Source organism: Xenorhabdus sp. NBAII XenSa04, from assembly GCF_963866145.1.
GTDB classification, from domain to species: domain Bacteria; phylum Pseudomonadota; class Gammaproteobacteria; order Enterobacterales; family Enterobacteriaceae; genus Xenorhabdus; species Xenorhabdus indica.
The window spans coordinates 1-17251 of sequence record NZ_CAWMEB010000090.1 but is presented as its reverse complement, the minus strand read 5'-3'; the positions used below and the strand labels follow the sequence as shown (position 1 = coordinate 17251).

Annotated in this window: 14 protein-coding genes; 7 read left to right on the top strand and 7 right to left on the bottom strand. The window is 41.2% G+C overall.

Going from position 1 to position 17251, the window contains the following annotated elements; translation table 11 throughout:
• Positions 1-142: 142 nt before the first annotated feature.
• Positions 143-1492: a glycerol-3-phosphate transporter gene (glpT, locus tag AAC147_RS04685; protein ID WP_047679198.1), complete on the top strand. Its 1350-nt coding sequence runs from the start codon at positions 143-145 to the stop codon at positions 1490-1492.
• Positions 1493-2087: 595 nt separating this feature from the next.
• Positions 2088-3167 (top strand): glycerophosphodiester phosphodiesterase, encoded by a 1080-nt coding sequence (gene glpQ, locus AAC147_RS04680; RefSeq protein ID WP_047679196.1) that lies wholly within the window; start codon positions 2088-2090, stop codon positions 3165-3167.
• A 63-nt stretch (positions 3168-3230) separates the two neighbouring features.
• On the opposite strand, the gene epmA is transcribed toward glpQ, so the two are convergent.
• The 3 genes from epmA to AAC147_RS04665 all read right to left on the bottom strand — a co-directional run bounded on the left by epmA (position 3231) and on the right by AAC147_RS04665 (position 5330).
• Positions 3231-4208, bottom strand: a complete 978-nt coding sequence (gene epmA, locus AAC147_RS04675) for an elongation factor P--(R)-beta-lysine ligase (protein ID WP_047679194.1) — start codon at positions 4206-4208, stop codon at positions 3231-3233.
• Between the two features lie 373 nt (positions 4209-4581).
• Positions 4582-4932: a hypothetical protein gene (locus AAC147_RS04670; protein ID WP_047679193.1), complete on the bottom strand. Its 351-nt coding sequence runs from the start codon at positions 4930-4932 to the stop codon at positions 4582-4584.
• 68 nt (positions 4933-5000) lie between these two features.
• Positions 5001-5330, bottom strand: coding sequence for a hypothetical protein (locus AAC147_RS04665; RefSeq protein ID WP_047679191.1), 330 nt, complete (start codon positions 5328-5330; stop codon positions 5001-5003).
• A 970-nt stretch (positions 5331-6300) separates the two neighbouring features.
• Between AAC147_RS04665 and frdA the strand changes: the two genes are divergently transcribed.
• Genes frdA through frdD form a run of 4 tightly spaced genes read left to right on the top strand, consistent with a single transcriptional unit; the run spans position 6301 to position 9601 of the window.
• On the top strand, positions 6301-8097 hold the full coding sequence (gene frdA / locus AAC147_RS04660; protein WP_047679190.1) for a fumarate reductase (quinol) flavoprotein subunit: 1797 nt from the start codon (positions 6301-6303) through the stop codon (positions 8095-8097).
• Complete coding sequence (locus AAC147_RS04655; RefSeq protein ID WP_047679188.1) at positions 8090-8821, top strand: succinate dehydrogenase/fumarate reductase iron-sulfur subunit; 732 nt, start codon at positions 8090-8092, stop codon at positions 8819-8821. The genes frdA and AAC147_RS04655 overlap by 8 nt, the downstream gene beginning before the upstream one ends.
• 17 nt (positions 8822-8838) lie before the next feature.
• Entirely contained in the window at positions 8839-9231 is a 393-nt protein-coding gene (gene frdC / locus AAC147_RS04650; protein ID WP_047679186.1) for a fumarate reductase subunit FrdC, read from the top strand.
• 13 nt (positions 9232-9244) lie between these two features.
• A complete protein-coding gene (frdD, locus tag AAC147_RS04645; RefSeq protein ID WP_187649464.1) occupies positions 9245-9601 on the top strand; it encodes a fumarate reductase subunit FrdD in 357 nt (118 codons plus the stop codon).
• Between the two features lie 86 nt (positions 9602-9687).
• On the opposite strand, the gene AAC147_RS04640 is transcribed toward frdD, so the two are convergent.
• From AAC147_RS04640 to AAC147_RS04625, 4 genes are all read right to left on the bottom strand, one after another.
• Positions 9688-11748 (bottom strand): TonB-dependent receptor domain-containing protein, encoded by a 2061-nt coding sequence (locus AAC147_RS04640; RefSeq protein WP_047679183.1) that lies wholly within the window; start codon positions 11746-11748, stop codon positions 9688-9690.
• A 296-nt stretch (positions 11749-12044) separates the two neighbouring features.
• The gene (locus AAC147_RS04635) at positions 12045-13823 is read right to left on the bottom strand and encodes an acetyl/propionyl/methylcrotonyl-CoA carboxylase subunit alpha (protein ID WP_047679181.1); all 1779 of its coding nucleotides are present in this window, start codon (positions 13821-13823) and stop codon (positions 12045-12047) included.
• A 5-nt stretch (positions 13824-13828) separates the two neighbouring features.
• The gene (locus AAC147_RS04630; protein WP_047679179.1) at positions 13829-15433 is read right to left on the bottom strand and encodes a 5-oxoprolinase subunit B/C family protein; all 1605 of its coding nucleotides are present in this window, start codon (positions 15431-15433) and stop codon (positions 13829-13831) included.
• A gap of 31 nt (positions 15434-15464) precedes the next feature.
• A complete protein-coding gene (locus AAC147_RS04625; protein WP_047679177.1) occupies positions 15465-16232 on the bottom strand; it encodes a LamB/YcsF family protein in 768 nt (255 codons plus the stop codon).
• A gap of 309 nt (positions 16233-16541) precedes the next feature.
• Between AAC147_RS04625 and AAC147_RS04620 the strand changes: the two genes are divergently transcribed.
• A complete protein-coding gene (locus tag AAC147_RS04620; RefSeq protein ID WP_047679175.1) occupies positions 16542-17201 on the top strand; it encodes a GntR family transcriptional regulator in 660 nt (219 codons plus the stop codon).
• Positions 17202-17251: the final 50 nt, after the last annotated feature.

Genomic DNA, 17251 nt, shown 5'->3' with positions numbered 1-17251 from the left:
ATGATCCTGTTTTAGCTATCATTTCCTTCGGTATAGAAAAAATCAATTCGAATTTTCGTTTACTGCTTATCACTAGTAAGCTGTGGTGATTCGCTCATACTAGTTCATACTATTTATACTAAATAGTCATGTGGAGACAAACATGTTAAGTATTTTCAAGCCGGCACCCCACAAAACCCGGCTACCTGCGCAAGAAATAGATCCATTCTATCGTCGCTTGCGCTGGCAAATTTTTATGGGGATTTTCTTTGGGTATGCTGCTTATTATTTGGTGAGGAAAAATTTTGCTCTGGCAATGCCGTACTTGGTAGAACAGGGCTTTTCCAGAGGTGATCTCGGTTTCGCTCTATCGGGTATTTCAATCGCATACGGTTTCTCGAAGTTCATTATGGGTTCCGTGTCTGACCGTTCCAACCCACGCGTCTTTCTGCCAGCGGGTTTGATACTTGCAGCGGCCGTCATGTTATTTATGGGATTTGTACCGTGGGCAACCTCAAGCATCGCTATCATGTTTGCTCTGCTGTTCCTGTGCGGTTGGTTCCAGGGTATGGGATGGCCTCCTTGTGGTCGTACTATGGTTCACTGGTGGTCACAAAAAGAGCGTGGCAGGATTGTTTCTATCTGGAACTGTGCTCATAACGTTGGCGGTGGTTTGCCTCCATTGCTATTCCTCCTAGGTATGGCATGGTTCAATGACTGGAAAGCAGCTCTCTATATGCCTGCATTTGCAGCTATCCTGGTTGCCTTGATCGTCTTAGCTCTGATGCGTGATACTCCACAATCCTGTGGTCTACCGCCAGTCGAAGAGTATAAAAACGACTATCCGACTGATTACACAGAAAAAGATGAAAGAGAACTGACGGCAAAAGAAATTTTCATGCAGTACGTTCTGCCTAACAAACTGCTGTGGATGATTGCAGTTGCCAACGTATTCGTTTACTTGCTGCGTTACGGTATCCTCGACTGGTCACCAACTTACCTGAAAGAAGTTAAGCACTTCGCACTGGACAAATCGTCCTGGGCTTACTTCCTGTATGAGTACGCAGGTATACCTGGTACGCTGCTGTGCGGCTGGATGTCTGACAAAGTGTTCAAGGGCAATCGTGGTGCTACTGGTGTCTTCTTTATGACACTTGTTACCATCGCCACTATCGTCTTCTGGACAAACCCGGCAGGTAATCCGACTGTTGATATGATCTGTATGCTGGTGATTGGCTTCCTGATTTACGGCCCTGTTATGCTGATAGGACTGCATGCTCTTGAACTAGCACCAAAAAAAGCAGCAGGTACTGCGGCTGGCTTTACCGGCCTGTTTGGCTATTTGGGTGGCTCGGTAGCAGCCAGCGCCATTGTCGGTTACACCGTTGACTTCGCAGGCTGGGATGGCGGCTTTATGATCATGGTCGGTGGTAGCATCCTGTCCGTTATTCTATTGTTGTTTGTTATGATAAGTGAAAACAAACATAAGCAAGAAATGGCTCGTCAAGGCTAATAATTAACTAAAAGACGTTAATTAATAACCCTATCATTCGCAGTACAATAAAGTTGTACTGCGATTTCATTAGCAATACTGAATCTTTCATTTTCTGAGATAAACGCCCTAACACCTTCAACCTAAACATTGTCTAATAGAGGAAATTACCGTTATTCTATCTGCTGCCATTTTTGATATATTCGGGATTGAATAAGTTCAGAGTAAGTGAATCATAAAGATCCCACATTTTTCCTTACATTAACGAATATTAAATATTTCTTACTTTATCAGTGTCTGTTTACATCATTTAAAGTGACTATTTGATTATCATCTAAATACAAAAAAACCAATTCCATCTTATGTTTCTGTTCCTTTAATAACAGACAGAACAGGGTTAGATATAAACAGAGCCTGTCGAAAAAATTTTTATGTCATAAAATTGTGACATACCACTGATAAAATCAATATTTAGGATTGTGTTATGTCTTTATTTTATATAAAAAATTGGCCTGAATGTTCCCTATTTCTCTGGCTTTCGACGAAAAATCAGTACAGTGGTAAGTATCATCATTTTTTATTCAAGACTTCCTATTAGAATAAATGGAGAGCTCCTATGCAGACCCCTATTAAGGCTATTATGGCTGGTATTCTGTTAGCATCATCAATGTCAGGTATTGCACATGCCGCAACAGATAAAATTGTTATCGCCCACCGTGGTGCCAGCGGTTATTTACCTGAACACACATTACCCGCCAAAGCAATGGCCTATGCGCAAGGAGCAGATTACCTTGAGCAAGATTTGGTTATGACTAAAGATGATCAACTTATTGTACTGCACGACCATTATCTTGATCGCGTAACGGATGTCGCAGAACGTTTTCCAAACCGTGCCCGTACTGATGGGCGTTATTATGCCATCGACTTTACTTTGCCAGAAATTAAATCTCTGAAATTCACTGAAGGTTTTGATATCAAGGATGGCAAAAAAGTACAAAGCTATCCTGGCCGTTTTCCAATGGGAAAATCGGATTTTCGTATCCACACTTTTCAAGAAGAACTGGAATTTATTCAAGGTCTGAACAAATCTACCGGAAAGAATATCGGTATTTATCCTGAGATCAAAGCTCCATGGTTCCATCGTCAGGAAGGAAAAGATATTACGACTAAGGTATTAGAAGTCCTAAAACAATATGGCTATACCAAAAAGAGCGATAAAGTCTATTTGCAATGTTTTGATGCCAATGAACTGAAACGCATCAAAAATGAGCTGGAACCAAAATTGGGAATGGATCTGAAACTTGTTCAACTTATTGCTTACACTGACTGGAATGAAACCTACGAGCAAAAAACCGATGGCACGTGGCAGAACTACAGTTATGACTGGATGTTTAAACCAGGCGCAATGAAAGAAGTGGCAAAATATGCTGACGGTATTGGCCCTGATTACCATATGCTGATCGCCAGTGATTCTACACCAAACAACATTAAGTTGACTGGCATGGTGAAAGAAGCTCACGCCAGCCATCTGGTGGTACATCCATACACTATCCGTATTGATCAACTGCCAAAATATGCCACCAGCGGAAATCAATTGTTTGATATCGTTTTTGATAAAGCGAATGTTGATGGTGCATTCACAGATTTCCCTGATTTAGCCGTGAAATTCCTGGAAAAACATCACGAACATCAGTAATCAATATCACAATGAAAAAGGGGGACAACTTTAATGCCCCCTTTAATACTCAAAAAACCCAGGTTAAGAGATCCCCACTGGAAATGCGATCACCTCGCTAATCCTCTCTGCACCCAGTGCCAGCATAATCAGGCGGTCAACGCCCAATGCAACTCCGGCACATTCCGGCATACCATGAGCCAATGCTTCAAGCAGGTACTCATCAATCGGTTGTACAGGTAACCCCATTGCTTCACGTTTCCGGTTATCCTGTTCGAAACGCAAGCGCTGCTCTTTGCTGTCTGTCAGTTCACGGAAACCGTTCGCTAATTCCATACCTTTGAAATAAACTTCAAAGCGCTGGGCAACACGGTGATCTTCTTTACTGATTTCTGCCAGTGCCGCCTGGGATGCAGGGAAATGATAGATAAATGTTGGCTTCTCAATCCCAATGTGCGTTTCAACTCCCATGGTAAAAAGCAATTGCAACAAGATATCCCGATCTTCTTCACAATCAGCGACATTGCTGAGATCAAGTTTTGCCGCTACTTCACGCAGTTTTTCCTTGCTTGCAGTCAGAGGATCAACATCCAAATAACGAATAAATGCCTGCTGGTAAGAAAGAGATTCAGCACTTTCACAATCCAGAATTTGCTGCAATAGATCATCTACTTCATTCATCAAACGATACATATCGTAATGCGGACGATACCATTCCAGCATGGTAAATTCAGGATTATGATGACGCCCCGCTTCTTCATTACGGAAACTTTTTCCCATCTGATAAATAGAACCGCTGCCTGCTGCCAACAAACGTTTCATGTGATATTCAGGGCTGGTCATCAGGTACAGAGGCAAGCCACCCGCTGCGCCAGGCCCGACAAATCGTGTCTGGAAAGGAACAAGATGGACGTCAGTGACGGTCGCTTGACTCATGGCAGGTGTTTCAACCTCCAACACCCCGCGATCTGCGAAAAAGCGCCGTATTTCTGCCAAAATCTCTGCCCTTTTCAATAGGTTGGCGATAGGGGTAGTTGGCTGCCAATCCGCGACTTCGTTCATGTTCCAATGACTCCAAGATAAAACAAAACGCGCAGTTTACCCGCATCCTGCTTGCCAGACAAATTTTCAATATGGAATTAGTGAGCAATTATTCTCGGCAATACAAATAGCCAAAATTTCTCTTATCTCTGCATGGAAGATAATAAAACATAAATTTTAAACTTTCATTTTAAATAGCTTTCCAAAATGATAAGACACCGCTTGACTCTTCGCGGCGCAAGGAGCCAAGCTCTCACTAGCCTTAGTGGCTCACTATTATGAAAAGCCATTTAATTCCATTGAATAATATGGACATCCATGTCCAAGTGCTAGAATATTCTATTTGGATTTAAAGAAAGTAGAAAGTAGAAAGTAGAAAGTAGAAAAATGTATCTTATCCCCAAGGAGGGTCTGAATCAGATGGAGCAATCATCAAATCAGCCATAACACCTGAAATGTAACGAAACCCTTCTGGGGAAATATGATTGGTAAGTTTTAATGATACAAGAAATGGAGTATTTAAAGCTAACAGTAATACGAAATATAATCCTACTCCTCCTATATCGTGTTCAGGATATGCCAAATAATGTTTTTCAAAATAATGTCCTTCAGAATCCGAAAAACAGACTTCAATATTACTAAATAAAACATTAGCCTTTAGTGCTTTAATTTTTACATTGCTCAAAACAGTTGAGTCATTGTTGTTTAGTTTCTCATTTGATACTGATTTATTATTGCTGCTCATGTGATTACCCTTTAACTAATTTTTAGTTATTAATAAATTTCTTAAAAGTAAATTAGTCAGACTTATTTTTACTCCCAGGTAAATGTAGCTTCTGAAATATAACCAACATGTGGTGTACCATGATATCTGGAAGCTTTTATTTTTACTGAAGATCTGTTGAGCATAGCCGTCAATAACCCCATGAATATGGCAACCCCACCTATCTCCTGATGAGGAGATGCAAGCTCATAAAAAAGGAAATCATACTCGGGATGATAAATTGTGATCCTAACATTACTACTTCTATCTTCCCGTCCATAAGTCTGCAGCCTAAAAATTTTTACTTCGTACTCTACCTCACCATCTGTTAATGTATTTGTTAATGTATTGGCTGATGCTGGTTTATCTTTGATATTCATATGATTATTCCTTTAGATAATTATTTATATAAAAAATACAAACAAAATTCGTAGAGATTTAATTCTGAATTGAAAATCACAATATCATCAGAATATAACCACCAATTAATTAGAATGAAATCACCCTATTTTTATTGGCGCTAAGACCCTATATAGAATAGAGATAAAAACATTGATTTATGATTATGCAATAATTTTCTCACTCCTATTCAGTAGAATATATTACATTCCCTTTTTACCCTTCTAAACTTCGGATAAACATAAAATTAAAAACTTATTAAATGTGCCCCAAAGAAAATAAACTCTAATCAAAAGTTATATATAAAAGTTAGATGATGATTTTTGATATGTCAAAGAAAACATTTGAAATCACTGATCAATGGAAAAAACACGCAATTAACATTACAAAAATTAAGAAATATTTATATTTAACTCCATATTCCATTAAAAAAAATCATGTATAAAGCTTTTCCTAAAAATATAGTTCGGATAGACCTTATTATTAAATGACTTATTTAATAAGTATTTTTTATTCAGTTAATATTCTGACTAATAATTTTTAAAAAATAAAATCGTCATTAATTACAGTATGTGTTTATATCTTAATTTTATCAAAAAATTTGATAAATTTATTTTTCATCATTGCATACATCATGCCAATAAGTAGAAAATCTGTGTCAGATCACGTTTTGCAGGGAAAATCACACAAAATACGCATTCATATCAAATTTACCCCCGACACGATTCGCTATAATTAAACCATACAAAAAATAATAGATAGTGAACTTTCCTCGTTAAAGTATAGAAAATCATTCATAACATCATTACGAATAATGCATTGATAAATAAAAATAAATATTACTTCAGCATAGCAAAAATAGAGAAACAGATGAGTAATAACACAACGGTTCTTTTAACTGATTTTTGATTTATTTAGTTTGAACCCACACTTAAACAATGGAGAAGTCCAGTGCAAACCTTCAATGCTGATCTAGCAATTATCGGAGCCGGTGGCGCAGGTCTACGGGCAGCTATCGCTGCGGCTGAAACTCATCCCCAACTTAAAATTGCCCTGATTTCCAAAGTGTATCCTATGCGCAGCCACACCGTCGCCGCGGAAGGTGGATCAGCCGCAGTCACTCAAGCCCATGACTCCTATGATTTTCATTTCAATGACACGGTGTCTGGTGGCGATTGGCTATGTGAACAGGATGTGGTTGAGTATTTTGTCAAACATTGTCCAACAGAAATGATTCAGTTGGAACAATGGGGCTGCCCATGGAGCCGTAAGGAAGATGGTTCTATTAATGTTCGTCGTTTTGGCGGCATGAAAATTGAACGCACATGGTTTGCTGCCGATAAAACCGGCTTTCACATGCTACATACACTCTTTCAAACCTCGCTCAAATATCCTCAAATCCAGCGTTTTGATGAGCATTTTGTCCTCGATATTTTGGTTGATGAAGGTCAAGCGCGTGGTTTAGTCGCCTTGAATATGATGGAAGGAAGCAAAGTTCAAATTCGCGCAAATGCGGTCATTATGGCTACTGGCGGTGCCGGACGTGTATATCGCTATAACACCAATGGTGGCATTGTGACAGGCGATGGTATGGGTATGGCTTTCCGCCAGGGTATTCCATTGCGCGATATGGAATTTGTACAGTATCACCCAACCGGTTTACCGGGATCAGGGATCCTAATGACCGAAGGCTGCCGGGGTGAGGGTGGGATCCTGGTTAACAAAGATGGCTATCGTTATCTACAGGATTACGGTTTGGGGCCAGAAACTCCACTCGGCTATCCCGAAAATAAATATATGGAACTAGGGCCACGCGACAAAGTTTCGCAGGCATTCTGGCATGAATGGCGAGCAGGCCGAACCATTGCAACACCACGTGGTGATGTTGTGCATCTGGATCTGCGTCATCTGGGCGAGAAAAAATTACTCGAACGTTTGCCATTTATCTGTGAATTAGCCAAAGCCTATGTTGGTGTAGATCCTGTCAAAGAACCTATCCCGGTAAGACCGACGGCGCACTACACAATGGGCGGAATCGAAACCAATCAACAATGTGAAACCCGCATCAAAGGACTGTTTGCCATTGGGGAGTGCTCTTCTGTCGGGTTGCATGGTGCAAACCGTCTCGGCTCTAACTCACTGGCAGAACTGGTGGTCTTTGGCCGTCTGGCGGGTGAAGAGGCTGTCAAACGTGCTCAGGAAGCCACATCAGCTAATGAAAAAGCACTGGATGCGCAAGCTCGCGATATTGGAGCTAAACTCAATACACTGCTGAATCAGAAAGGGAATGAAAGTTGGGCGAAAATTCGCGATGAACTGGGGACTTCAATGGAAGAAGGGTGCGGTATCTATCGTACTCCTGAATTAATGCAGAAGACAATTGATAATATTGCTGAACTGAAAGAACGTTTTGAACACATCCAAATCAGTGACCGCGCCAGTGTATTCAATACTGATCTGCTCTATACCATTGAACTGGGATTTGGTCTGGAGGTCGCTGAATGTATGGCTCACTCGGCCATGAACCGTAAAGAGTCCCGCGGTGCTCACCAACGCCTTGATACAGGCTGCACAGAACGTGATGATGAGAACTTCCTGAAACATACACTGGCTTTCTATAACCCGGAAGGTGCCCCACATTTGGAATACAGTGATGTGAAGATCACTCAATCCCAACCAGCAAAACGGGTCTATGGCGGTGAAGCAGCAGCACAAGAGAAAAAACAGAAGGAGCAAGCGAATGACTGAGATGAAAAAAATGAAAATGGAAGTCATGCGCTATAACCCGGAAATCGATAACAAGCCATATTTTGCTACTTACGAAGTGCCCTACGATGAGCAGACTTCTCTGTTGGATGCCTTAGGTTATATTAAGGATAATCTGGCTCCTGACCTGTCTTACCGCTGGTCTTGCCGTATGGCAATCTGTGGTTCCTGCGGCATGATGGTGAACCGCGTACCAAAACTGGCCTGTAAGACTTTCCTGCGTGATTATCCGCAAGGTCTGAAAGTTGAAGCATTAGGGAATTTCCCGATTGAACGGGATTTAGTTGTGGATATGACTCACTTTATTGAGAGTCTGGAAGCGATCAAACCTTATATCATCGGCAATGGGCGCAAACCCTCTGATGGCCCGAATGTACAAACTCCGGCACAGATGGCAAAGTATCATCAATTCTCCGGTTGTATCAACTGTGGCCTGTGCTACGCAGCTTGCCCGCAGTTTGGCCTGAATCCTGAGTTTATTGGCCCTGCCGCAGTCACACTGGCGCACCGCTATAATCTTGATAATCGAGATCACGGCCAAAAAGAGCGTATGCCACAGATCAACAGTGATAATGGCGTCTGGTCTTGTACGTTCGTTGGTTATTGTTCTGAAGTTTGTCCAAAGCATGTTGATCCAGCGGGGGCAATTCAACAAAGCAAAGCAGAAAGTGCTAAAGATTTCATTATCTCTATGCTGAAACCATAATAAGGGAGAAAAGAGTAATGGCGACAAAACGTAAACCTTATGTACGAGGCATGGAGCCTAATTGGTGGCATAAATTGGGATTCTATCGATTCTATATGCTGCGTGAAGGGACAGCTATTCCCACTGTTTGGTTCAGTCTCTTAGTGCTTTATGGCCTGTTTGCTTTGAAAGGCGGCCCCGAAAATTGGGCGGGGTTTGTCTCTTTTTTGCAAAATCCGCTGATATTACTGATTAATGTTATCACCTTGCTGGCTTCATTATTGCATACCAAAACGTGGTTTGAGCTGGCTCCTAAGGCGCTCAATATCATTGTCAAAAGTGAAAAAATGCTACCAGGACCGATTGTCAAACTACTGTGGGCAACGACTATCATTGCTAGTGCCGTGATTCTCGGTGTCGCACTGCTCTAACCCCAAGGAGGATCTGATGAATCAAGAACCAAAACGTTCCAATGAACCGATTTTCTGGGGCCTGTTTGGGGCAGGTGGTATGTGGAGTGCCATTGTTGGGCCTGCAATTATCCTGCTACTGGGTATTTTGCTGCCACTGGGACTGGCACCGGAAGCGCTTTCTTATGAACGCATTCTGATGTTTTGCCAGAGTTTTATTGGCCGTATCTTTTTGCTACTGATGATCAGCCTGCCACTATGGTGTGGTTTGCACCGTATTCATCACGGTATGCACGATCTGAAAATTCATATTCCCGCCAGTCAATGGGTGTTTTATGGTGCAGCCGCGATTCTGACTGTGGTTGCCTTGATTGGGATTTTTACGCTGTAATAGCGCTAATTTTAGCAAGCTATCTTGGAAAAAGTCTGCGGTTTATCCGCAGACTTTTTCCTAAAAATTAAGGCATTTTCTTTACTTTAGAACTTATAAGAAATAGTAGCTTTATAAGCGCGACCTTTCTCTTCTTGTCCTTTATAAATATTCAGATAGTAAGACTGTTCGTTGTAACGTTTATCGAAGATATTATCGATACCAAACTGGATTTCTGTGTTTTTAAATGAGCCAGTTTTCGGAGCCCAGGAAATATACACATCACTGACGCCATATCCTGATTTATGTACATTTACAACCCGACCACTATCTGTCCCTTTCGCGTCTGCTGACCGGACAAATCGGGAATTCCAACCGAGTTCAATGTCGGTTTTATCAAACAAGTAATTTCCACCAATGGTGAAAGAATCACCAATAGTTGGTGTGAACTCTAATCTTCTGTCAAACAACTCATTACCTTGCATAATTTGATTATTCGCTTTGGCGTAAGTCGCTCTCAAGGACAAGTTATCCAGTTTATATTTGGTCGCTAATTCAAACCCTTCTAATCTGGATTTTGGGATGTTTTGTAGCTCTCTTTTAGCTAAAGTCGTCGACAGGTTTTTGAAATTGGTCTGGAATACTTTACCAATTACAGTAAATGAGTCGTTTTCAGCAAAAACACTAGGATATGTTCCCGCTACGCCAGTTTCTAAGTTGTACCCTGTTGTAGTTTTCAAGTTAGCATTGTGATTGCTTGGCCCAAGACCAATCTCTTTGCCCAATGGCCCTCTGAAAAGTTCGGTATAATTGGCAAATAATGTGGTTGATGCTCCAGGTTCGTATTTCAAACCAAGTGCTTTTGAGAAACGAGCATAAGTTCTCTCAAAAGGTTCATGGTTCTTATTGATAGTGTTGTATTTGTAATGATCCCATCTGACACCTGGTATGATATGGAAATCAGCAAATTGAATATCATCTTCCAAATAAACAGATGATGACTTTCCTGTTTCTACTGCTTTTTTGTGTATATTTTCTGATACATCAGTGTATGCCATTCTGGTATCAAAATATTCATACCCATAAGTTAAAACATGGGATAATTTCTGGGTATCAAAATTAGAGACATTACGCGCCCTAATGCCTTGGGTTTCAACAATACTGTCAAATCCCTTTCCAGGCCCACCGACTTCCCTCATATGATTGAAGTTTTGTTCTGTGTGATAGGCAGAAATTTTTAAATCAATGAAGTCATTATCGACTGGTACATATCTGTAAGTAAGATTATAAGCATCACGCTCTAAAGCGTACGCTCCTTTTTTCCCTTTATTGATATCCGGGCCAAAATTCAATCTGAAATTAGTATCCGCATCATTCTGATAATGTTCTTTTGATACACTGATGTACTGATCATCAGTCAGATTGAATTTCGCTTTTAATAAGTAATTGACCAGTTTCCCATCGGTAGGAATTGAATCTCTTCCGCGGCTATCTCGGCCCGATTCAGCATCATTTATGTTACGATGGTTAAAATAGCCTAATAAATCAACGGCTCCCACTCTGCCATAAGTTGCTAAAGATTGCTGGAACTCAGAACCATTACTGACATAACTTAATTTACCTTTTGTACCAAATAATTGGCCCGGTTCTAATAAATCACCCGCATCAACGGTTTCAAATTTTAATGCACCGCCAAGGGCTCCGGTATCATAGGTGATACTATTCGTACCAACGCTGATATCAATTTGCTTCAGCATTTCAGGGTCTATACCGTAGTTCCCCGCATGATGGAAGTGATATCCCTCTTGCCGTGCACCATCAACCGTTACGTTGATGAACTGATCATCCATGCCCCGGATTTTAAAGCGCTGCCCTAAAGCGCTAGGGTGACCCGCTTGAACGCCCGGTACATTCTTTAAAATCTCACCGACGCTTTGTGCCTGTCTGACTTTAATTTCGTTACGGTTGACTTTTCCACTCTCTTGTTCTGCATTGTTACCTGCAATAACAACGAGTGTATCGCCCGTTGCCGTTGATTTTTTGATTGACCCTTCGGTGTTTGCAAATGCGTTAGTAGAAACAGCGACTGTCAACATTGATGCTGACATCAGAGGAACACACAGGCCACTTTTAGCCAAGCTTGCGTAAATTTTGGTAATTTTAGACATACATTCTTCAGTTAAAACATGATTGATAATTATTATTATTTATATTTCTATAGGAAATGTAAATAACCTTAAGTGACTATCGTTAATTTTAACTATTTGAATTCGGAATCATGTCCCAATAAATCCAACTATTCTTAGTTCCTAGCGAAGATTTGTTAACGACCTGAGTCCATAAAGACAAGTTTATTTATTGAATAGAATGAAGAAGTTAATGACGATAAAGAGCCTGAGTGAGATCTTCACCTCAAAGCTGAAACGGGTATAAACTTATACCCGTTGGTTTTTTAGATAAAATATTAATATTCTATTCTGGCTAAGACTCTATCTGCATCCTGATAATTCCCTGCCTGAACGCAGAATGTGATTCTCCCTGAACAATTTGCACGGATCTGTACCTCCATTTTCATGGCTTCCATCATGGCAATCACATCACCTTCATTAACTTTCTCCCCTTCCCGCACCAACCAAGAATGCAGAATGCCGGAAATAGGTGCCTTTACCTGGTGGGGATCTTGCGGCGTTTTTTGCTTTATTATCGGCTGAGAAGATTGCTTCTCACTGACAGACGCTAACCTTGCTAAACCTGCCAATAGATCTGATGACAAGCCCAATTCATGCCTGCGACCATCAATTTCAATATAGGTGCGGGTGATATGCTTATCCTCAGCAGGGATCTGACGTAGCGAAGTTTCCAGTTCATCGGCAAAATCTGTTTCAATCCAACGGGTATGAACGTTGAAATTATCTCCTGAGACAAAATCAGGATGTCCGATTACAGCTCGGTGGAAAGGTAAAACAGAGGCTACTCCACTGATTTTAAATTCTTGTAATGCCCGACGTGCACGGGCAAGAGCTTGTTCACGCGTTGTTCCTGTGACAATCAGTTTTGCCATCAATGAATCAAAAGCAGCGGGAATGGTAGAACCACTCATTACACCAGAGTCCAGACGAATACCAGGGCCAGAAGGCGGGAGAAACGTTGTAATAGTGCCGGAAGTGGGTAAAAAACCTTTTCCTGCATCTTCCGCATTGATGCGAAATTCAAACGAATGCCCTCTTGGTGCGGGTGTTTTTTGGATGCTTAACGGATAACCTTCTGCAATCCTCAACTGTTCAATAACTAAATCAATCCCAGTTGTTTCTTCCGTAACAGGGTGCTCAACTTGTAAGCGAGTATTCACTTCTAAAAAAGAGAGTGTGCCATCAGTACTGAGCAAAAATTCGACCGTTCCCGCTCCGATATAATTGGCTGCCGCACAAATCGCTTTTGCCGCTTCATGAATGCGTTCTCGTTGCTGCTGAGTTAAAAAGGGAGCCGGAGCTTCTTCTACCAGTTTCTGATTCCGACGCTGCAAGGAACAATCACGGGTGCCAAGTACAACGATATTACCGTATTTATCTGCAATCACTTGCGCTTCAATATGACGCGGTTTATTCAGGAACTGTTCGATAAAACATTCCCCTCGCCCAAAAGCGGTTGTTGCTTCACGTACTGCGGCATAGTAAAGTTCTTCAACTTCATCTCGTCGCCAGGCCACTTTCAAACCACGACCTCCACCACCAAATGCGGCTTTAATGGCAATCGGTAAACCATGTTCCTCTGTAAAAGCAATAACTTCCTGCACATCTTTGACAGGCTCTGTGGTTCCTATCACCAAAGGAGCACCCACTTGCCGGGCAATTTTACGTGCCTTAACTTTATTTCCCAATTCGTCAATTGTGTCAGGATTAGGGCCAATCCAAATCAATCCTGCATCGATTACAGCACGGGCAAATTCAGCTCGCTCAGACAAAAAACCGTATCCGGGATGGATCATCGTTGCCTGCGTTTGCTTTGCAATTTCCAGTAAGCGTGGAATATTAAGATAGGTTTCTGTAGGTCTGTTTCCTGCTAAAGCGTACGCTTCATCTGCTAATTGTACGTGTTGTGCATCGATATCAGAATCTGCATAAACAGCTATCGTCTGTATGCCATAGTCACGACAAGCACGAATAATGCGAACAGCAATTTCACCACGATTGGCAATCAATACTTTATTTGTAGTCTTTTTTACATTGTTAACAGTAGGGTCCATTGCTGCTATTTACTCCCCTGGATTTCGTGGAATTGATTGATAGGATTAAATTGAATTTTGCCATTAATCGGAATCTGACCAGCAAGATCAAGGTGGTAATGTGCCACAGAAGCAATAACAGGATATCCACCCGTCACAGGATGATCTGCCAGAAACAATACTGGCTGCCCATCGGCCGGAATTTGTATCGCACCACTGCAAGTTCCTTCACTTGGTAACTCTTTGTGCTTAATACGTGATAGTGCATACTCACCATTTAGCCTCAATCCAATCCTGTTGGATTGTGGAGTTATCTGCCAGATTTGGTTTCGCAACAAATCAATTGATGTCTGCTCAAACCAATCAGTACGAGGGCCAAAGAATATATCTAATACTACAACGTCATCTTTATTTGGCATTACGAATGCCGGTGTTTCAGAAATAGATACCGCTGTACAATGAGATGTTTCCCCTATGATAAGTCTATCATCAGGTTTTAGTGGTACAGGGCCAATACTAGACAGTGTGTCAAATGAACGACTGGCCAGCACTTCAGGAACAATAAAACCACCTCTGACAGCCAGATAAGAACGCATTCCCGCATTGGGTATTCCCAATATGATTTCATCTCCATCATTTAAATCAATAGGTTTGTAAGTATTCACATGCAAAATTTCCCCTGACGGGGTTTTGATCTGAATTGGACATAAAGCCCCGGTAACCCCAATAATTATTTTCCCTCTGGCGACAGCTCTAAATCCCCCTTGTACTATTTCTAAGCACGCTTTATCAGAAGAGTTACCAACGATACGGTTTGCACTACGCAAGGCACTTTTATCCATGGCACCAGATGCCGATATCCCCAAACTTGATTTTCCCAAACGCCCTAAATCCTGGAATAACGTTTGTAGTCCGACAGATACTATTTCCAAAGAACAAAAAACTCCCTCTGGAGACATTTCAGCAAAAATTTCATCAGGAATAGACGATTTTTCAGGTAGACTTACCGTTACAATACCTCGTTCAACATTTCGGAAGCTGACACGATCACCCGGTTGTAATAAAGCAGGTTCAGGGCGCGAAAGATCCCACATGCGTTTATTCGTAATACCAATCAGTTGCCAACCACCAGGACTTGCCTGAGGATAAATGCCACTGAACTCCCCCGCCAAGGCAACTGTGCCCGCGGGAATACGTGTTCTTGGTGTTTTGCGACGTGGAATATTCCATTGTGCAATATCCGAAACCAAGTAAGCAAAACCAGGCGCAAATCCAGTAAAAGCCACCCTATATTCATTTTCGGCGTGTTGGCGTATAACGTCCTGTACTGAAGTTCCCAATATTTCAGCAACAGCAGCTAAATCTTCACCGTTATAACACACAGGGATCTCAACCTGTTTTCCACTCACATAGCGGCATGTTTGCAGACTTCGGTTCTGAATCTCATCGACCAATTGATAAACTGAAATTGTCATCGGGTGAAAACGGATCATTAAAGTTCTTGCCGCCGGAATAATCTCCTCAATCCCAGAAAGCGGTGTCATATTCAGCGAATCAAACAACATCAGTGTTTCTGTCAATCCGCTGAGTTCAACCATAATGGAATTAAAATTAACAGGTAAAAAACGCAAGGCTATCTCCTGAAATCATTAATCTATGTGGTTATGAATGGATAAATGATCGAATGGTGATCCCTGCCTGTTGCAAGACAGTTTTTATTTGTCTGGCCATATCCAGCGCCCCTAAGCTATCACCATGTACACAAATAGAATCTGCTTCAATAGGGGTGAATTTTCCATCAATAGATTCTACTCCTCCCTCTGTCACTAACTGCAACATACGCTGTGCAACATAGTTAGCATCATGCAATACAGCACCTTCTTCACGACGGAAAACCAATTCTCCTTTCGATGTATAGGCACGATCTGCAAAGGCCTCAGAGATAGTTTTCAGACCTTTTTTTTGCGCCAGCCGGAGGATATTTGAGCCAGCTAATCCCATCAATGCAAGATTTGGGTTAATTGCCAATATGCCCTCAATAACCGCCAGACCCTGCTTTTTATCATTAGCTATCGTGTTATAAAGCGCGCCGTGTGGTTTTACATAACTGATTGTTGTTCCTATTGATGTAGCCAATCCTTGCAAAGCACCAATCTGATAAATCACATCTGCGGTAAGTTCATTGCTGGCAAGATCCATATTACGACGGCCAAAACCAACTAAATCAGGATAAGAAACATGAGCCCCAATAACGATCTGATTTTCCTTCGCTAATTTCAGAGTTTGCAAAATTCCTGCCGGATCACCTGCATGAAAACCACAGGCAACATTTGCACTGCTGACAATCCCCAACATTTCCTCATCATTTCCCATTCTCCACTGTCCAAAACTCTCACCGAGATCGCTGTTTAAATCGATTACATTTATCATATTGTTAAATCATTATTGTAATATCGTTGAACAATAGATAATTTCTGACGAGAAAACAATCAAACAAAATTGGTATATATAGTGTAAAAATCCAACGGAGATCACTTTATTCATATTCCCGACCAAATTTTCAAGCATGTCATATTGAGGTAAACGACATTGAAATACACAATTTTAGGATTAGGATGAAAAGAATAATGTTATTTTATGTTAGGCAAATAATCGTAACTTGCTGGTTATTCAAGAATATGTGAAGATTAACTTTTGAACACCAAAGGTACTTTTCTCAGCTACACCCAATGGATAACTATGAAAAGAGAGAGTTCTCCTCAAATTTTGAGTAAGAAAATTACAGAAATCATAAGAAATAAACTGGTTATCGGGGAATTATTACCCGGACAACGTTTATCAGAAGCAATCCTAAGTGAACAACTTGGAATTTCCCGCAATACTTTACGAGAAGTATTCCGCACTCTTACTCAAGAAGGGTTATTAAAACATCGACCCAATCGTGGTGTGTTTGTAGCAATACCTGATATTGCGTCAATTATTGATATCTATCGAGTCAGAAAACTGATTGAATGCCAAGCACTTGCACAAGCATACCCTGTGCATCCTGCTGTTACCAAAATGCGGGCAGCAGTAGCAAACGCCCAACAATGTCAAAATCGGCAAGATTGGGTCGGAGTTGGTACAGCCAATATGCGTTTCCATGCCGCTATCGTAGAACTGACCGACAGTGAAAGATTAATAACATTCTACCGTAATATTTCGGCAGAACTTCGTTTAGCTTTTGGCCTTTTGAATGAACCAGAACTGTTATACGCTCCTTATGTCGATAAGAATGCATATATTCTAGAGCTTCTGGATTCAGGCCAGACAGAACTAGCGACGCAGAAAATGGAAGATTATCTGGATTTATCAGAAAGAACCGTACTGGCTGCATATTCTCGCAAAAATAATGGATAAGAACTGAAAAAATAAATTATTACCCAAAATGCAAAAAAGCCATCCGGTTC

Bases quoted from the DNA above. Each gene is read 5' to 3' on its own strand.
- AAC147_RS04670 (WP_047679193.1), bottom strand. From the start codon at position 4,932: ATGAGCAGCAATAATAAATCAGTATCAAATGAGAAACTAAACAACAAT.
- AAC147_RS04635 (WP_047679181.1), bottom strand. From the start codon at position 13,823: ATGGACCCTACTGTTAACAATGTAAAAAAGACTACAAATAAAGTATTG.
- frdC (WP_047679186.1), top strand. From the start codon at position 8,839: ATGGCGACAAAACGTAAACCTTATGTACGAGGCATGGAGCCTAATTGG.
- AAC147_RS04620 (WP_047679175.1), top strand. From the start codon at position 16,542: ATGAAAAGAGAGAGTTCTCCTCAAATTTTGAGTAAGAAAATTACAGAA.
- epmA (WP_047679194.1), bottom strand. From the start codon at position 4,208: ATGAACGAAGTCGCGGATTGGCAGCCAACTACCCCTATCGCCAACCTA.
- glpQ (WP_047679196.1), top strand. From the start codon at position 2,088: ATGCAGACCCCTATTAAGGCTATTATGGCTGGTATTCTGTTAGCATCA.
- AAC147_RS04665 (WP_047679191.1), bottom strand. From the start codon at position 5,330: ATGAATATCAAAGATAAACCAGCATCAGCCAATACATTAACAAATACA.
- AAC147_RS04655 (WP_047679188.1), top strand. From the start codon at position 8,090: ATGACTGAGATGAAAAAAATGAAAATGGAAGTCATGCGCTATAACCCG.
- AAC147_RS04640 (WP_047679183.1), bottom strand. From the start codon at position 11,748: ATGTCTAAAATTACCAAAATTTACGCAAGCTTGGCTAAAAGTGGCCTG.
- glpT (WP_047679198.1), top strand. From the start codon at position 143: ATGTTAAGTATTTTCAAGCCGGCACCCCACAAAACCCGGCTACCTGCG.
- AAC147_RS04625 (WP_047679177.1), bottom strand. From the start codon at position 16,232: ATGATAAATGTAATCGATTTAAACAGCGATCTCGGTGAGAGTTTTGGA.